The sequence below is a fragment of the Mycobacterium sp. DL440 genome (assembly GCF_011745145.1).
Lineage (GTDB): Bacteria > Actinomycetota > Actinomycetes > Mycobacteriales > Mycobacteriaceae > Mycobacterium.
Window position 1 is genome coordinate 6,301,917 of the sequence record NZ_CP050191.1, and the last position, 15,363, is coordinate 6,317,279.

A 15,363-nucleotide genomic window follows, 5' to 3' on the forward strand; every position below is an offset into this window, starting at 1 on the left:
GGTTTCAGCGTTCGACGGTGGCCAGGACCCTGTTGTCGGAGTCGACGATGTTGAGCTTGCGCAGTTTTGGCATCGGGATGGATGTCGCGCCTTCGACGATCCCTTTCCCGCTCGGCATTGCCGCCCAGGTGGCGGCCGGCTGCATCTTCCCGGTGTCGTCCATCGTCCGTAGCGTGAATACACCGTCGGGTGGCAGCTGTTGTAGGTCGAGCGAAATCGCCGTTCCCCACGGCCTTGGGGTCAGGGTCACCGAGCCCGCTGCGCCGGCGGCGGCCACGGATTGCATGGCGAAGGTGCCCGTGCCAGGCGGTTGCGGATCGCTGCGCGGGATGGCCACCAGGACCACTGCGAGTGCTATCGCTGCAGCGCAGGCGCCCAGCGCGACCCGGCGCCGTACCCGGCGGCGGGTGACTGCCGCACGTCGCGCGGCGAGCAGGTCGTCCAGGGTCGACGCCGCCTCGCTGCCGGCCGGGGGTTCGGTCAGCAGATCGGCGGGGTTGACCTTGCTCAGCAGCGCCGGCAGGGGTGCGAAGTCGGCGGCCTGGGCGCGGCACTGCGCGCATTGGGCGAGGTGGGCTTCGAACTGAGCGCGTTCCTCGGCGTCAAGGCCGCCGAGGATATACGCGCCCAGGAGAACATGAGGTTCGTCGATCACAGCAGCCCCATCTCGTCGAACACCGCCCGCAAGGCCCGCACTGCGTAGTAACTGCGCGACTTCACGGTACCCACAGCAACATTGAGCCTATCGGCAGCTTCAGCAAGAGTGAGGTCATCGAAGTACAGCGCATTGACCACCTCTCGATGTTCGGGTGACAACCGTTGTAGGGATTCTCCGATGACGATGCGCTCCAGGGACTTGTTGACGGCATCGGCGCTGGGCACCGCGATGTCGGTGTCGACGAGCACCTCACCTCGTCGGGACCGGCGTCGCCACTGATCGACGATGACGTTGCGGGCAATGGTGAACAGGAAGGCTCGGGGATTTCCGTCGGCGGTGTCGATCTGGTCAATGCTCTTCCAGGCCCGCACGAACGTCTCCTGCACGACGTCCTCACGGTGCTGGACATCGATGACATGGCCGGATACAAACCGTCGGACAGCGCTGCCGTGAACGGTGTACAGCATGGTCAAGAGCCGATCATCGGCTGCCCGATCAAGCCGTTCGGCCGATGCTCGGCGACGTCGTGGACGATTCGGCATGGCCTTAAGTACGCCCGCGGAGTCCAACAGGTTCATCGCCGCCCGATGTCATTCGGTGCAGCATGCCATCGCGAAGGGTCAGCGTGTGCAACAGCACCGCCGACACGTGTGCGGCGATCATCGCGACCAGGGCATACGCCACGATCGAATGGCCGTTGCGAAGCAGACCGAACAGCGCAGCGTCCGCGGGGGCGATCGACGGCAGCCGAACCAGGCCGCCGATCACGACCGGCACCCCACTCGCGGACAGCATCGCCCACCCGATCAGCGGCTGCGCCAGCAGCAGCACGTACATGCCCAGCTCGGAGGCGATGACCCCGACGCGTTCGGCTCGCCCCACCGTGGCGGGCAGGGCGGGACCGCGATCGGTGAGTCTGTTGATCACGCGGACCACGAACACGACGAACACCAGGGCGCCCAGGGCTTTGTGCACCGTCAGCAGCCCTGCGTAGCCTGCCAGCGAGTTGGCCAGCACGAACCCGACGAGCAACGTGCTGAACACGAGCACCGCGCCCAACCAATGCAACACGCGAGTTCTCAGGGCGTACCGGGTGCCCGCGGACGCGATCACAGTGCCACCTCGCCGACCTCGACCTGCGGAGCCGCTCCGGTGACACCGGCTCGGCGACGAAACGACGCCGCATACACTGCCGAACGCGCCGCCAGCAGCGGGTCCGGCGAGGGTTCGATGCCATCCGGCAACACCATCGGGTCGAAATTGAGGTCGCGGGCGTTGCCGGCGGCCTCAGTTGCCATCGAGTCCAGAACCACGGTGCCGGTGTCGATTACGCGGCGATCCGCCGGCCATCCGATGGTCGCGTCGCGCACGTCGTCGTGGGGTTCACCGATCGACACCAGCAACCGCCAGCGCAACGGACCGGATCGGATATCCCGAATAGCATTGTCGAACAGCCAGTTCGGGCTGGGCGATGGCTTGGCCGGCGCCTTCACCTGCTGAAGTGGGGCCAGTGACCATCGCACCGGGGTACGATGACCGGCGGCATTGACAAAGTAGAAGGCGTTCAATCCCCGGAAGGTGCTGTCGGCAAATCCGGAGGTGGGCGGTTGCTGTTTGATCACCGACATCGCCGCGGCGGTTTCGGGATGATCGGCCAGAAAACGTGCCATCGCCGCCGGATCCGGTTTGCCGGTAGCCGGCACCGGCTTGGACGCGAGCAACCGGTCATAGAACCCCTGCACCGAATTGTCCTGGAACACGGGGAGATTCAGCATGGCCGTGCGCCACTGCTGGGCGTCGGGATACCCGATCGCCAGAGCCAGGCCTCGTGGGGCCGCAGCCGTGTCCGGCACCGCGGGGTTACCCCCGGGCAGTGAGAACCGGCCGACCAACGGGGTGCGACCGGCACCGAAGACAGTAGCCTTCGTCACTTCGGCTCCGGCACCATTGCTCTCGAAAAATCCGCTGACCGCAACCCCTTTGGCATGGTTGAGCCGATAGCCACGATGGGCGCCGGCGACCTTGTGGAACGCGTCGACGAACATCTGAGGGGTCAACCGTGCATGGGATCCCGCCGGGCCACGCGCGTAGAGCACCGCGCCCAGGTCGGCAGCCAGGAAGCCGCCGACAGCCGCGAGGCCGACGACGACGCTGCGCCGACTGACCGAACTGTTGCGCCACGATGAGGGAACGACCGATTTCGGGTCCATGAACGACCTACCTGTGTGTGTTGGGCCTGTACCCGGGTGTGTACGCGCGTCGGGCCCGGAAGGTTCACCGCGATCCCCGGAATGCCTTGTAGGTGCGCGGTGGCATTCCTCCTTTCCATCGTTTGAATGCGGCAGTGAAACTCGGGGTATCGGCGTAGCCGAGCCGTCGCCCGATCTCGGCGACGCTGAGCGCACCGGTGGCAAGAAGTTCTTCGGCGAGGCGCTCGCGCACCTCATTCAGAAGGCTGCGGTAGGAGGTCCCCTCATGTTCGAGATGCCGCCGCAGCGTTCGTGAACTCATGTGGAATTCGGAAGCGACGGCCTCGAAGTCGGGTGGCCGCCCCGGTTGTTGGACAAGTTGATCACGAACCCGTCCCGCGTAGCCGGACCGTGCGCGCCGTTGCGTCAGCAACTGTCGGCACTGTTCCTGGGTCGTGGCGGCCGCGTACGGGTCTGCTTGCGGTATCGGGAGATCGAGGATGTCGCGTTGGATCTCGATGAAGTTCTCCTCCGCACCGAAAACGGGTGGCAGCCCGAGTGCTCGATAGGGAGCGAGCGATGCCGGTGCCGGATGGGTGAAGTGCGCACGCCCGAGTGGCGCCGGGTTGGAGGTGACCTGGTGTCCGAGGTTGGCGATTGAGGCGGTTTCCCGTTCGACGAAGAACTGGCGCACGCCGGCCGGCAAATCCGAGGGATCGAGCATCAGCCGGACGTGGTCACCCGCAGTGACGATCGACATTCGGGTGAACGCGAACGTCAGGTCCACGTAGCGCAATCCGACCTCGATCGCGGAGCGCACCGTCGGGCAGCTCGACAGCGCGAAGCCCCAGATGCCATGGGTCGTCAGGTGATACCGCAGGCCCGCCTCGATCGCCAGGGCCGGCGCATCACCCGCCGCGGCAATCAGATTCTGCACAATGCGCAATTCCTGCCGGCCGGACACGGTGGCCTGCGGGTCGGCCAACATCTCAGGCGCCAGTCCGGTTCCGGCCAGGACGACATGGGCCGGAATGCCGTGCTCTGCGCCCAGCTTGGTCAGCAGCAGCGCGCTCGCGGGCGGGCGCGGCAGGTCCAGATCAGGCATCGTCACTCCACCATTTCTTCGTGTCCGAAAATCCTATATTCCTGACCGGTCACCAACTGTTGGCTGACCATTCCCGCACGTAGTTTGAGGTTCGCTGAGCGCTCAGGCGCTGAACCCGGAGGAGCGACAATGTTGTCCACCGTCAAGGACGCCGTCACGTCACGGCTGGGCATCGGACCGAACGCGCGGCCTGCGGACCGGTGCACTGTGAACCGGTCGCTCGTGGGGCGGGTCGTCGCGGTGACCGGCGGAGCGGCCGGAATCGGCCGCGCCATCGCCGCGCAGCTAGCAGCCGCCGGGGCCCGCGTCGCGATCGGTGATCGTGACGGGCTCGGCGCCCGCCGCGCGGCCTCCGAGATCACCGGCGCCGTGGAAGGGTTCGATCTCGACGTCACCGACACGGCGTCGTTCACCACGTTTCTCGATGCGGTACAAGCGAAATGGGGACAGATCGACGTACTGGTGAACAACGCCGGCGTGATGTGGGTCGGCAAGTTCGACGAGGAACCCGAGGACGCCACGCGCCGGCAGATCGAGGTGAACCTGCACGGCGTCATCCGCGGCGTGAGGGCAGCCGCACCCGCGATGCGGGCCCGCCGCCACGGGCACATTGTCACGATCGCCTCGGCGGCCTCCAGGCTGTCCCCGCCGGGGGAGGCCACCTACGCCGCCACCAAACACGCGGTGCTCGGCTACCTGCGCGCCGTACGCGCCGAACTGCGCGGCACCGGCGTCGAGATCTCGGTCATCATGCCCGGTGTCGTCGACACCGAACTGGCCACGGGCACCGCGACCGGCGCGGCCAAACTGCTGCAGCCCGTCGACGTGGCCCGCGCCGTCGCCGCGGTGATCGAGCACCCTCGATTCGAGGTGACGCTGCCGCGCTACGTCGGCCTGGCAGTCCGCCTGGTGGAGCTCCTACCGCAGGCCGTTCGCGATGTCGTCCTCGCCCGGATGGTGCCCGATCAGGTCACCAGCACCGACAAAGCCTCCCGGCAGGAGTACGAACAGGGGTCGCTGCGATGACACGCGTGTCCAACCGGATCTCCGCTGTGCCACTGCTGCCGCGGGAGGATCCGTTCTTCGAGCCGCCGGTCGGCTTCGAAGCGCAGCCTCCCGGCACCGTGCTGCGCACCCGGGAGGTTTCGGTCGCCTTCCTGGGCCGGGTGCCGCTGAAGAAGGTGTCGGCGTGGCAGCTGTTGTACCGCAGCAGTGATCTGAACCGGCGCCCGGAGGCTGCGGTGACCACCGTGCTGCTGCCTGCCTGCGCCGATCCGCACCGGCCACGTCCGGTGCTGGCCTACCAATGCGCCATCGACGCTGTCGCCGACCGGCACTTCCCCTCGTATGCGCTGCGGCTGGGCGCCGACGCGCCCTGGTGCGTGCCGCAGTTCGAGCTGCTGGTCCTCGCCAACGCATTGCGGCGCGGGTGGGCGGTGTCGATCGCCGATCACGAGGGTCTGGGCGGGCATTTCGGTGCACCGCGTGAACCGGGCTACCGGGTGCTCGACGGCGTTCGTGCGGCACTGTCTTTCGAGCCGCTGCGCCTGGTCGCAGATGCGTCGATCGCCCTGTGGGGGTATTCCGGGGGCGGGATGGCCAGTGCCTGGGCTGCTGAGGTCGCGCCGACGTACGCGCCCGAACTACGCATTGTGGGCGCCGCGCTGGGCTCCCCGGTGGGCGATCCCGGACAGGCGTTGCTCAAGCTCAACGGCACGGCGCTGGCGGGACTGCCGGCCATGGTCATCGCCGCGATCCGCCGTGTTTATCCCGACCTGGACCGGCTGGTCGACCAGCACGCCACCGACACCGGGCGGCGTCGGCTCGCCGAGATCGAGACCCTGGGCACCATCGCGGCCATCAGGGCATATCGGCACGATGACATCGACAACTACATCGACACACCGCTGGCGGATCTCCTCGCCACGCCCGAGGTCGTGAGCATCATCTATGACCTGCGGCTGGGCGCCATCGCGCCGCAGTGCCCACTGCTGGTGGTGCAGGGCGTGCACGACCAGTTCATCGCAGCCGTCGACGTGGACGGACTGGTGCAGGACTACATCGACGGCGGAGCCCATGTGCATTACCTGCGCGACCGGCTCAGCGAACACATCACGCTGCATCCACTGTCGGTGCCCGCGATACTCGACTGGCTGGCCGACCGCATTGCCGGACGGCCACTGGGCACCCCGGCAGTCACGACCGTGTGGTCGATGGCAGCATCACTCAAAACCCTTGGCGGGCTGCTGATGACCGCGCTGGTGGCGATCAAGGTTGCGACGGGTCGATCTCTGACACCGCGGTCGTGGAGCCCGCAGACCGCACTGCTGCATGCTCCGAGCCGGCGTGGACGGTCGATGTTCGGATGAGATCAGCGCCTATGTGCGCCGAAGTAACACCGCATTGTCGAAAGGCAACCGGCCAAACGCAATTCGGCCTAGGCCTGTGACATGTTCAGCCGCTTCCTGCCTGGTCACCAGCTGGGGATCGGTGACGGCGAACGTCCGGCCGTGACGCTTGAGCTGCGCCCCGCCGGCTGCGACGACGTTCTTCAGCCAGTCCCGGTCGGGGCCGTAGGTGAGCAGGATGGCCACCCCTTCGTCAGTGCTGAAAACCGACAGCGGGGTGCGGTAGCGAGCACCTGATTTGCGGCCGACGTGTTCGAGGATCCCGAATGTGGGCGCCCATCCGGCCCAAAGTCGCTGGATGGGGTTGGTGACGTGGCGGTTGAACCGGGCCAGCCATTGCGGGAGTTGCATGGCCCCATTCAATCGCGGCCGTGACGGCGGTCACAACCTACTGTGGTCGGATTTCGGTGGGTCGAGCGAGCCGCGGTCTCATCGGCCCTCAGCTGAAACGCCTGAGCAACAGCGTGTGCTCGACACCCGCGCGGGCCATCACTTCACCTTGCCGCGCCAGGTCGAATGCGCCGAGACTGGAGCCATGGCCTATCTCAAACCGCCGTGGTTCGTCCGCAAGGTGTTCAACCGCATCGCGATGGCGACCGGCGTCGGGCACAGCGAGACGCTCATCGTGACCCGGCGGACCAACAAGCAGCCTCAGCAGATACCTGTCGTCGTCCCCGTGGTCGACGGGGTCAGATACCTGGTGTCCACCCGTGGCGAGTCGGACTGGGTCCGCAATGTGCGGGCCGAGCCCAAGGTCCGGGTCGGATCCCTCGACTACATCGCCGCCGAGGTTCCGGTGCCGCAGAGGGCACCGGTCATCGCGGCCTACCGGCCGCTGGCCGGCAAGGTGGTGGAGGGCTATTTCCGGGATCTGCCCGATGACGCCGATCACCCGGTGTTCGCGCTCACGCCGGCGGGGTGACCGCGTCCACTACACCCTGTAGTTGACCGATTTGCACCGGCTGGGACACTGGTGGTCATGCGTGTTGACAAACCGCAGACTCAGCGATCGGCGCAACTGTTCGCCGACGCCTGCGCAGTGATCCCCGGTGGCGTCAACTCCCCGGTCCGTGCCTTCAGCTCGGTCGGAGGTACCCCCAGGTTCATCACCTCGGCCAAGGGCTACTGGCTGACCGATGCCGATGACAACCGCTACGTCGACCTGGTCTGCTCGTGGGGTCCGATGTTGCTCGGCCACGCTCACCCGGCGGTCGTGGAGGCCGTGCAGAAGGTGGCGGTCAACGGGCTGAGCTTCGGCGCCCCGACCCCGTCGGAGACGGAACTCGCCGCCGAGATCATCGACCGGGTGGCCCCCGTCGAGCGGCTGCGTCTGGTCAACTCGGGCACCGAGGCCACCATGAGCGCGATCCGGCTGGCCCGCGGCTACACCGGCCGCGCCAAGATCATCAAGTTCTCCGGCTGCTATCACGGCCACAGTGACGCGCTGCTGGCCGATGCCGGATCGGGCGTCGCGACCCTGGGCCTGCCGTCCTCGCCCGGTGTCACCGGAGCGGCCGCGGCCGACACCATCGTGGTGCCGTACAACAACGTCGCTGCCGTGGAAGAGGTCTTCGGCCGGTTCGGTGACGAGATCGCCTGCGTCATCAGCGAAGCCAGCCCGGGCAACATGGGCACGGTGCCTCCGTTGCCCGGCTTCAACGCGGCGTTGCGCCGGATCACCGCGGCTCACGGTGCGCTGCTGGTCCTCGACGAGGTGATGACGGGTTTCCGGGTGAGCCGGGCCGGTTGGTATGGAGTGGATCCCGTCGACGCCGACCTGTTCACCTTCGGCAAGGTGATGAGCGGCGGGCTGCCCGCCGCGGCGTTCGGCGGCAGTGCCGAGGTGATGGGGCGGTTGGCCCCGCTCGGGCCGGTCTACCAGGCCGGGACGCTCTCCGGGAACCCGGTGGCGATGGCCGCCGGGCTGGCCACGTTGCGCCACGCCGACGATGCCGCCTACGCCAGGTTGGACGCCAACGCCGACCGGTTGGCAGGCCTGCTCACCGGTGCTCTGGCCGACGCGAGTGTGGCGCACCGGGTGCAGCGTGCGGGCAACATGCTCAGCGTGTTTTTCACCCACGAGCCGGTCAACGACTTCGCCGCGGCCAAGGCGACCGAAACCTGGCGTTTCCCGCCGTTCTTCCATGCGTTGCTGGAGGCCGGTGTGTACCCGCCCTGCAGTGCCTTCGAAACTTGGTTTGTCTCAGCGGCTTTGGATGACGAGGCGTTTGACCGCATCGCCGACGCGCTGCCCGGTGCGGCCCGGGCCGCCGCGGAGGCCCGCCCGTGACCGTACGCACGACCGTGCACGTGATGCGTCACGGCGAGGTGTTCAACCCGGAGAAGGTGCTCTACGGCCGGCTGCCCGGCTATCACCTGTCCGAGCGTGGGCAGGCCCAGGCGCGGGCCGCCGCGGACTGGCTGGCCGGCAAGGACATCGTCTATGTGGTGGCCTCCCCGCTGGAGCGGGCCCAGGAGACGGCGACGCCGATCGCGGAGAGCCATGGGCTGCCGATCGCCACCGACGGCGACCTCATCGAGTCGTGGAACCAGTTCGAGGGGGAGCGGGTGGCCCCCGGCGACGGTGCCCTGCGTGACCCGCGGAACTGGCCGAAGCTGCGCAACCCCGCCAAGCCGTCGTGGGGTGAGCCCTACGCCGAGATCGCCCCGCGGATGATGACGGCCATGCACCGGGCCCGGGAGAAGGCGGCCGGGCACGAGGCCGTGTGCGTCAGCCACCAGCTTCCGGTCGAGACGTTGCGCCGGGCGATGACCGGGCGCAAGCTGGCCCATCTGCCGTTGCCGCACAGCCGGCTGTGCAATCTGTCCTCGATCACGTCGTTCACCTTCGACGACGACACGCTGATCCGATGGGGCTACACGGAGCCCTGGGGAATCTGAATGAGGTCGTTGGTCGCCCGGGCGAGTGCGGCGGTGCTGGCAGGGCTGGTGCTGCTCACCGGTTGTTCGACGGGTGACGACGCGGTGGCCCAGGGCGGCACCTTCGAGTTCGTCGCGCCCGGCGGCAAGACCGACATCTTCTACGACCCACCTGAAAAGCGTGGCACCCCAGGCGAATTGAGCGGGCCCGAACTGACCGACCCGGCCAAGACCCTCTCGCTGGAAGATTTGGCCGGCAAGGTCGTGGTGATCAACGTGTGGGGCCAGTGGTGTGGGCCGTGCCGGGCCGAGATCGGCGAGTTGCAGAAGGTGTACGAACAGACGCGCGACAAGGGCGTGGCGTTTCTCGGCATCGACGTGCGTGACAACAACCGTGAGGCCGCAGTCGATTTCGTCACCGACCGCAAGGTGACCTTTCCGTCGATCTACGACCCGGCGATGCGCACCATGATCGCGTTCGGCGGCAAGTATCCGACCACGGTGATCCCGTCGACCGTGGTGCTGGACCGTCAGCACCGGGTGGCCGCGGTGTTCCTGCGTGAACTGCTGGCCGACGATCTGCGACCGGTCGTCGAGCGGTTGGCTGCCGAGGGGCAGCAGCCATGACCGGATTCGCCGAGATCGCCGCGGCCGGGCCGGTGCTGCTGGCGCTGGGGATCAGCCTGCTGGCCGGGTTGGTGTCGTTCGCCTCGCCGTGTGTGGTGCCGCTGGTGCCCGGCTATCTGTCCTATCTGGCAGCGGTCGTCGGGGTACAGGAGGGCCCGGCGGTGACGGGGGCCGGGGCTACCAGGCAAGCCACCAAGACTGCCCGACTGCGGGTGGCCGGGGCGGCGGCGTTGTTCGTCGCCGGCTTCACCGTGGTGTTTCTGCTCGGCGCCGTGGCGGTACTCGGGATGACCACCACGCTGATCGTCAATCAGGTTCTGCTGCAACGTATCGGCGGTGTCATCACGATCGTGATGGGCCTGGTGTTCGTCGGTTTCATCCCGACGCTGCAACGCCAGGCCCGGTTCGCCCCGCGGCAGTGGTCCACGATGGCCGGGGCGCCACTGCTCGGCGCGGTGTTCGCGCTGGGCTGGACCCCGTGCCTGGGGCCGACGCTGACCGGGGTGATCGCAGTGGCCTCGGCGACCGACGGCGCCACCGTGGCGCGCGGCGTGGTGCTGGTGCTGGCCTACTGCTTCGGGTTGGGCATCCCGTTCGTGCTGCTGGCCCTCGGCTCGGCGCGCGCGGTGACCGGCCTGGGCTGGCTGCGCCGGCACACCCGGACCATCCAGATCTTCGGTGGTGTGTTGCTGATCCTGGTGGGCACGGCGCTGGTGACCGGCCTGTGGAACGAGTTCGTGTCGTGGGTGCGCGACGCCTTCGTCAGTGATGTGAGGCTCCCGATCTGATGGTCACTTCCGACTCGCGAGCAGACACAAAACTGCCCAAAAATGGGCGTTTTTGGGCAGGTTTGCGTCTGCTCGCGCAGAGAAGTTTCGCACTGGTTCGCAACACCTGGCGGACCCTGACGTCGATGGGCACCGCGCTGGTGTTGCTGTTCCTGCTGGCCCTCGGCGCGATCCCGGGTGCGCTGTTGCCGCAACGCAGCCTCAACGAATCCAAGGTCGACGAATACCTGGCGGCCCACCCCACGCTGGGTCCGTGGCTGGACCGCGTGCAGGGCTTCGACGTGTTCTCCAGTTTCTGGTTCACTGCCATCTACGTGCTGCTGTTCATCTCGCTGGTGGGCTGCCTGACACCGCGGATGATCGAGCATTTCCGCAGCCTGCGGGCGGTGCCGGTGCCAGCGCCGCGCAACCTGGGCCGGCTGCCCAAACACCATGCCGAGCAGGTGACGGGCGATGCAGGTGAGGTCGTCACAACCGTCACGCGACGGCTGAAGGGCTGGCGCACGGTCACCCGCAAGCAAGAGGCCGAGATCACTGAAATTTCAGGAGAGAAGGGCTATCTGCGGGAGTTCGGCAACATCGTCTTCCACTTCTCGCTGCTCGGTCTGCTGGTGGCGGTGGCCGCCGGCAAGTTGTTCGGCTACGAGGGCAACGTCATCGTCATCGCCGACGGTGGCCCCGGATTCTGCACCGCCTCGCCGGCCGCTTTCGACTCGTTCCGGGCCGGCAACACCGTCGACGGCACCTCACTGAGCCCGGTCTGCGTGCGGGTCAACAGTTTCGACGCGAACTATCTGCCCACCGGGCAGGCGTTGTCGTTCGCCGCCGACATCGACTACCAGTCCGGCGACGATCTGGCCGCCAACACCTGGCGGCCCTACCGCCTCGAGGTCAACCATCCGCTGCGCATCGGCGGCGACCGCGTGTACCTGCAAGGCCACGGGTATGCGCCGTCGTTCACCGTGACGTTCCCCGACGGCCAGCAGCGCAGCCAGACCATCCAGTGGCGGCCCGAGGAGCAGACGACGCTGCTGTCCTCGGGGGTGGTGCGCATCGACCCGCCGGCGGGCACCTATCCCGACGCCGACGAGCGCCGTAAACACCAGATCGCCATCCAGGGCCTGTTCGCGCCCACCAAGGAACTCGAGGGCACGTTGTTGTCGTCGAAGTATCCGGCGCTCAACGACCCGGCGGTGGCCATCGACATCTACCGTGGCGACACCGGCCTGGACACCGGCCGGCCGCAGTCGTTGTTCTCCCTCGATCCCCGGTTGATCGATCGCAAGCAGCTGACCAAGGCGGCCCGCGTCAACCTGGTGGAAGGTCAGGACACCCGGCTCGATGACGGCACGAAGGTCCGCTTCGACGGCGCGGTCCCGTTCGTCAACCTGCAGGTCTCACACGACCCCGCCCAGATCTGGGTGCTGGTGTTCGCGATGTCCATGATGGCCGGGTTGCTGGTGTCTTTGGTGGTGCGTCGGCGCCGGATCTGGGTTCGGGTGCAAGCTGCTCCAGCAGGTACGGTGAACGTCGAGCTGGGCGGGCTGGCCCGTACCGACAACTCCGGCTGGGGCGATGAGTTCGAGAAGCTGACCGAGCGGTTGTTGGAGGGCTACGAGCAGCCGGCGGCTGGAGAGAAGGCGGAGCAGTGAATACCGAGCACATCGACATCGGGCTTGCCAGGTACTCCGACTGGGCGTTCACGTCGTCGGTCGTCGTCCTGGTCGGGGCGCTGATCCTGCTCGCCGTCGAACTCGCCTACAGCCGCGGGCGCAAAGTCGAAACCCGTGAGCTGGTCGGCGCCACCGTCGGCGCAGACAGTGCCACCCCCGGCGTCGTCGTCGAGGAACCCAAGCGCCCGTTCGACGAGCGCGTCGGCCAAACCGGCCTGGCGCTCACCTACGTCGGCATCGGCATGCTCTTCATCTGCATCGTGTTGCGTGGCCTGGCCACCTCGCGGGTGCCGTGGGGCAACATGTACGAGTTCATCAACCTGACCAGCTTCTGCGGACTGATCGCGGCCGCGGTGGTGCTGCGCAAGCCGCAGTACCGCGCGCTGTGGGTGTTCGTCCTGGTTCCGGTGCTGATCCTGCTGACGGTGTCGGGACGCTGGCTGTACTCCAACGCCGCACCCGTGATGCCCGCGCTGCAGTCCTACTGGCTTCCCATCCACGTGTCGGTGGTGAGCCTCGGTTCCGGAGTGTTCCTGGTGGCCGGTGTGGCCAGCATCCTGTTCCTGCTCAAGATGTCGCCGCTGGGGGAGCCGGGGCGGGAGGGCACCGTGGCGCGCATCATCCAGCGGCTGCCCGACGCCCAGATCCTCGACCGCATCGCCTACCGCACCACGATCTTCGCGTTCCCCATCTTCGGTTTCGGCGTGATCTTCGGTGCGATCTGGGCCGAGGAGGCGTGGGGCCGGTACTGGGGCTGGGACCCCAAGGAGACGGTGTCGTTCATCGCATGGGTGGTGTACGCGGCGTATCTGCATGCGCGCTCGACCGCGGGTTGGCGGGACCGTAAGTCGGCCTGGATCAATGTGGTCGGTTTCGTGGCGATGGTGTTCAACCTGTTCTTCATCAACCTGGTGACCGTGGGCCTGCATTCGTACGCGGGGGTCGGCTAGGCGCCGTCGGATTGGTGAGATGACCGTGCGCCCCGAGGTTGTGGCGCGGCTGCGGTCCGGTCGGAAGCGCGTGGAAAAGAGGGGAATTCGTGTCCGAGCCAGTGTCTGAGTCAGTGTCGGAGCCGGTGCTTGAGCCGTCCGAAGCGCAGGAGCCCGCGCCGCAGGACACTGGCGAACCGTCAACAGACGCCCCGGTCGACGAGCCGTCTCTGGTCCGTCCTGCCACACCGCCGGCCGCCGACCCGCCGCCGGCGCCCCCGACTGTCGCCCCGGCCCCGGTCTCCGAGCCGCCGCTTGTCCCGTCGGTGTTCGCCCCGATACCCGGATTCCGCGGTCAGCAGCGGTTCAGCAATCCCGCCGAGCCCGGCGTCTCCACACCGCTGCCCGCCGAGTGGACCGCCCCCACACCGCCGCACGGTGTCCCGGTGATCACCGCACCCCCGGTACCCGGAAGTTTCGCCGGACCACCGGCCGGAGTTTTCGCGGCCCCCGCACCCGGACATCCCGGCGCCCCTGGACATCCCGGCGCCCCTGGACATCCCGCCGCACTTGCGCGCCCCGCCGCGGGAGTTGATGCGCGGCCCGCCGCGGCCGACTTCGCCACGCCCTACCGCGACCTGTCCACCGCCGCGCTGCTCGGCCAGCGCAAGAACCCGCCGACCTCGGGCTGGCGCAAGGCGCTCTACGTCGCGTCGTTCAAACAGGTCAATGTCGGCGAGAGCCCCAAGGCCACCCACCACAACAATCTGATCGGTGAGGTCAGCCAGCCATTGCAGGGCTGCTACCGGATCGCGCTGATGTCCCTGAAAGGCGGCGTGGGCAAGACCACGATCACCGCGACGCTGGGTGCCACGTTCGCCTCGATCCGCGGTGACCGGGTGGTGGCGGTGGACGCCAACCCCGACCGGGGAACGCTGAGCCAGAAGGTGCCGCTGGAGACGGCGGCGACGGTGCGGCACCTGCTGCGCGACGCCGAAGGCATCGAGCGCTACAGCGACGTGCGGGCGTACACCTCACAGGGGCCGAGCCGGCTGGAGGTGCTCGCTTCCGAAAGCGACCCGGCAGTGTCGGAGGCGTTCAGCTCAGACGACTATCTGCATGCGCTGGAGGTGTTGGAGCGGTTCTACAGCCTCGTGCTCACCGACTGCGGGACGGGTTTGATGCACTCGGCGATGTCGGCGGTGCTGTCCAAGGCCGACGTGCTGGTCGTGATCAGCTCGGGGTCGGTGGATGGGGCGCGCAGTGCGTCGGCGACGCTGGACTGGCTCGACGCCCACGGGCATCAGGAGCTGGTGCGCAATTCCATCGCCGTGATCAACGCGGTGCGCCCACGTTCGGGCAAGGTGGATCTGTCCAAGGTGGTGGACCACTTCTCCCGGCGGTGCCGCGCGGTGCGCCTGGTGCCGTTCGACCCGCATCTGGAGGAAGGCGCCGAGATCAGCCTGGAACGGCTCAGGCCCGGTACCCGTGAGGCGCTCATCGAGCTGGCTGCCGTGGTTGCATCCGACTTCGCCGGGGCACGTCGCTCAGCGAACCGCGACTGACGTGCGCTAGTTGCGCGGATTGTCGCCGTGCCCGAGTCGACGCAGGAATTCTGGGTCGTCGTCGGGGCCGATCACACGGGTTTTGGATTGACTGCCAGAAACCCGCGCCAGCCGCCAGCCGAGATACACCAGGCTTGCCGCGGCAATGAGCAGGAGTAGATACGCCACTCGAAACCTCCTTTATCCGAATATACGCGCCGTCGGTAGGCTCGGAGCGTGTCAGGAAGTGGTTCGACCTCCCGTATGGTCACCGACGTCGCGGTTTACCTCATTGCCAGGCTGGTGCTGGTCGCTGTGCTGGCCGGGGCGATCTACGGGGTGGGGCAGCTGGTTGTAGCGAATTTCCCGGTCGTGGTGGCCCTGCTGTTCGCCATCGTGATCGCGTTGCCATTGGGGATCTGGCTGTTCCGGCCGTTGCGTGAACGGGCAACGGCTTCCATCGCGTTGGTCGACGAGCGGCGGCGCAACGATCGTGAGCAGCTGCAGGCGCGGTTGCGCGGCGACGAGCCGCCGAAATCCACATAGCAGATCTTTTTTCGCA

Annotated in this window: 18 protein-coding genes; 11 read left to right on the plus strand and 7 right to left on the minus strand. The window is 67.5% G+C overall.

Annotation, left to right across the window (positions count from 1 at the left end; genetic code table 11):
* Window positions 1-4: 4 nt before the first annotated feature.
* The 5 genes from HBE63_RS30725 to HBE63_RS30745 form a co-directional block, all read right to left on the minus strand.
* Window positions 5-655 (minus strand): zf-HC2 domain-containing protein, encoded by a 651-nt coding sequence (locus tag HBE63_RS30725; protein ID WP_166909031.1) that lies wholly within the window; start codon window positions 653-655, stop codon window positions 5-7.
* Complete coding sequence (locus tag HBE63_RS30730) at window positions 652-1,125, minus strand: sigma-70 family RNA polymerase sigma factor (protein ID WP_243858384.1); 474 nt, start codon at window positions 1,123-1,125, stop codon at window positions 652-654. The genes HBE63_RS30725 and HBE63_RS30730 overlap by 4 nt, the downstream gene beginning before the upstream one ends.
* A gap of 79 nt (window positions 1,126-1,204) precedes the next feature.
* Window positions 1,205-1,771 carry a cytochrome b gene (locus tag HBE63_RS30735; RefSeq protein ID WP_166909035.1) on the minus strand — a complete coding sequence of 189 codons (567 nt, stop codon included), beginning with the start codon at window positions 1,769-1,771 and terminating at the stop codon, window positions 1,205-1,207.
* Window positions 1,768-2,868: a catalase family peroxidase gene (locus HBE63_RS30740; RefSeq protein ID WP_166909037.1), complete on the minus strand. Its 1,101-nt coding sequence runs from the start codon at window positions 2,866-2,868 to the stop codon at window positions 1,768-1,770. The genes HBE63_RS30735 and HBE63_RS30740 overlap by 4 nt, the downstream gene beginning before the upstream one ends.
* Window positions 2,869-2,932: 64 nt before the next feature.
* Window positions 2,933-3,952 (minus strand): AraC family transcriptional regulator, encoded by a 1,020-nt coding sequence (locus tag HBE63_RS30745; protein ID WP_166909039.1) that lies wholly within the window; start codon window positions 3,950-3,952, stop codon window positions 2,933-2,935.
* Between the two features lie 129 nt (window positions 3,953-4,081).
* Between HBE63_RS30745 and HBE63_RS30750 the strand changes: the two genes are divergently transcribed.
* Both HBE63_RS30750 and HBE63_RS30755 read left to right on the plus strand, forming a co-directional pair.
* A complete protein-coding gene (locus HBE63_RS30750; protein ID WP_166909040.1) occupies window positions 4,082-4,978 on the plus strand; it encodes an SDR family NAD(P)-dependent oxidoreductase in 897 nt (298 codons plus the stop codon).
* Window positions 4,975-6,321, plus strand: coding sequence for a lipase family protein (locus tag HBE63_RS30755; RefSeq protein ID WP_166909042.1), 1,347 nt, complete (start codon window positions 4,975-4,977; stop codon window positions 6,319-6,321). The genes HBE63_RS30750 and HBE63_RS30755 overlap by 4 nt, the downstream gene beginning before the upstream one ends.
* A gap of 9 nt (window positions 6,322-6,330) precedes the next feature.
* Here the strand turns inward: HBE63_RS30755 and HBE63_RS30760 are convergent, their stop codons facing one another.
* Window positions 6,331-6,711 (minus strand): nitroreductase family deazaflavin-dependent oxidoreductase, encoded by a 381-nt coding sequence (locus tag HBE63_RS30760; RefSeq protein ID WP_166909044.1) that lies wholly within the window; start codon window positions 6,709-6,711, stop codon window positions 6,331-6,333.
* Window positions 6,712-6,895: 184 nt separating this feature from the next.
* On the opposite strand from HBE63_RS30760, the gene HBE63_RS30765 reads away from it, so the two are divergent.
* From HBE63_RS30765 to HBE63_RS30800, 8 genes are all read left to right on the plus strand, one after another.
* Window positions 6,896-7,282, plus strand: a complete 387-nt coding sequence (locus HBE63_RS30765) for a nitroreductase/quinone reductase family protein (protein ID WP_166910429.1) — start codon at window positions 6,896-6,898, stop codon at window positions 7,280-7,282.
* Window positions 7,283-7,339: 57 nt separating this feature from the next.
* Window positions 7,340-8,650: a glutamate-1-semialdehyde 2,1-aminomutase gene (gene hemL, locus HBE63_RS30770; protein ID WP_166909047.1), complete on the plus strand. Its 1,311-nt coding sequence runs from the start codon at window positions 7,340-7,342 to the stop codon at window positions 8,648-8,650.
* 23 nt (window positions 8,651-8,673) lie between these two features.
* Window positions 8,674-9,261, plus strand: a complete 588-nt coding sequence (locus HBE63_RS30775) for a histidine phosphatase family protein (protein ID WP_166910431.1) — start codon at window positions 8,674-8,676, stop codon at window positions 9,259-9,261.
* Window positions 9,262-9,867, plus strand: a complete 606-nt coding sequence (locus HBE63_RS30780; RefSeq protein ID WP_166909048.1) for a TlpA disulfide reductase family protein — start codon at window positions 9,262-9,264, stop codon at window positions 9,865-9,867. It abuts the gene before it with no gap.
* On the plus strand, window positions 9,864-10,655 hold the full coding sequence (locus HBE63_RS30785; RefSeq protein WP_166909050.1) for a cytochrome c biogenesis CcdA family protein: 792 nt from the start codon (window positions 9,864-9,866) through the stop codon (window positions 10,653-10,655). Before HBE63_RS30780 ends, HBE63_RS30785 begins: the two co-directional genes overlap by 4 nt.
* 125 nt (window positions 10,656-10,780) lie before the next feature.
* Window positions 10,781-12,307 (plus strand): cytochrome c biogenesis protein ResB, encoded by a 1,527-nt coding sequence (locus HBE63_RS30790; RefSeq protein WP_166909052.1) that lies wholly within the window; start codon window positions 10,781-10,783, stop codon window positions 12,305-12,307.
* A complete protein-coding gene (gene ccsB, locus HBE63_RS30795; RefSeq protein WP_166909054.1) occupies window positions 12,304-13,278 on the plus strand; it encodes a c-type cytochrome biogenesis protein CcsB in 975 nt (324 codons plus the stop codon). Before HBE63_RS30790 ends, ccsB begins: the two co-directional genes overlap by 4 nt.
* An 89-nt stretch (window positions 13,279-13,367) precedes the next feature.
* Window positions 13,368-14,822 (plus strand): AAA family ATPase, encoded by a 1,455-nt coding sequence (locus HBE63_RS30800; RefSeq protein ID WP_371814855.1) that lies wholly within the window; start codon window positions 13,368-13,370, stop codon window positions 14,820-14,822.
* A gap of 6 nt (window positions 14,823-14,828) precedes the next feature.
* Here the strand turns inward: HBE63_RS30800 and HBE63_RS30805 are convergent, their stop codons facing one another.
* Complete coding sequence (locus HBE63_RS30805) at window positions 14,829-14,990, minus strand: hypothetical protein (protein ID WP_166909056.1); 162 nt, start codon at window positions 14,988-14,990, stop codon at window positions 14,829-14,831.
* A gap of 75 nt (window positions 14,991-15,065) precedes the next feature.
* On the opposite strand from HBE63_RS30805, the gene HBE63_RS30810 reads away from it, so the two are divergent.
* Window positions 15,066-15,347: a DUF4229 domain-containing protein gene (locus HBE63_RS30810; RefSeq protein ID WP_166910435.1), complete on the plus strand. Its 282-nt coding sequence runs from the start codon at window positions 15,066-15,068 to the stop codon at window positions 15,345-15,347.
* Window positions 15,348-15,363: the final 16 nt, after the last annotated feature.

Coding starts and splice junctions, on each gene's coding strand:
- HBE63_RS30765 (WP_166910429.1), top strand. CDS start 6,896: ATGGCCTATCTCAAACCGCCGTGGTTCGTCCGCAAGGTGTTCAACCGC.
- HBE63_RS30750 (WP_166909040.1), top strand. CDS start 4,082: ATGTTGTCCACCGTCAAGGACGCCGTCACGTCACGGCTGGGCATCGGA.
- HBE63_RS30755 (WP_166909042.1), top strand. CDS start 4,975: ATGACACGCGTGTCCAACCGGATCTCCGCTGTGCCACTGCTGCCGCGG.
- hemL (WP_166909047.1), top strand. CDS start 7,340: ATGCGTGTTGACAAACCGCAGACTCAGCGATCGGCGCAACTGTTCGCC.
- HBE63_RS30780 (WP_166909048.1), top strand. CDS start 9,262: ATGAGGTCGTTGGTCGCCCGGGCGAGTGCGGCGGTGCTGGCAGGGCTG.
- HBE63_RS30745 (WP_166909039.1), bottom strand. CDS start 3,952: ATGCCTGATCTGGACCTGCCGCGCCCGCCCGCGAGCGCGCTGCTGCTG.
- HBE63_RS30785 (WP_166909050.1), top strand. CDS start 9,864: ATGACCGGATTCGCCGAGATCGCCGCGGCCGGGCCGGTGCTGCTGGCG.
- HBE63_RS30810 (WP_166910435.1), top strand. CDS start 15,066: ATGGTCACCGACGTCGCGGTTTACCTCATTGCCAGGCTGGTGCTGGTC.
- HBE63_RS30730 (WP_243858384.1), bottom strand. CDS start 1,125: ATGCTGTACACCGTTCACGGCAGCGCTGTCCGACGGTTTGTATCCGGC.
- HBE63_RS30760 (WP_166909044.1), bottom strand. CDS start 6,711: ATGCAACTCCCGCAATGGCTGGCCCGGTTCAACCGCCACGTCACCAAC.
- HBE63_RS30790 (WP_166909052.1), top strand. CDS start 10,781: ATGGGCACCGCGCTGGTGTTGCTGTTCCTGCTGGCCCTCGGCGCGATC.
- HBE63_RS30775 (WP_166910431.1), top strand. CDS start 8,674: ATGCGTCACGGCGAGGTGTTCAACCCGGAGAAGGTGCTCTACGGCCGG.
- HBE63_RS30740 (WP_166909037.1), bottom strand. CDS start 2,868: ATGGACCCGAAATCGGTCGTTCCCTCATCGTGGCGCAACAGTTCGGTC.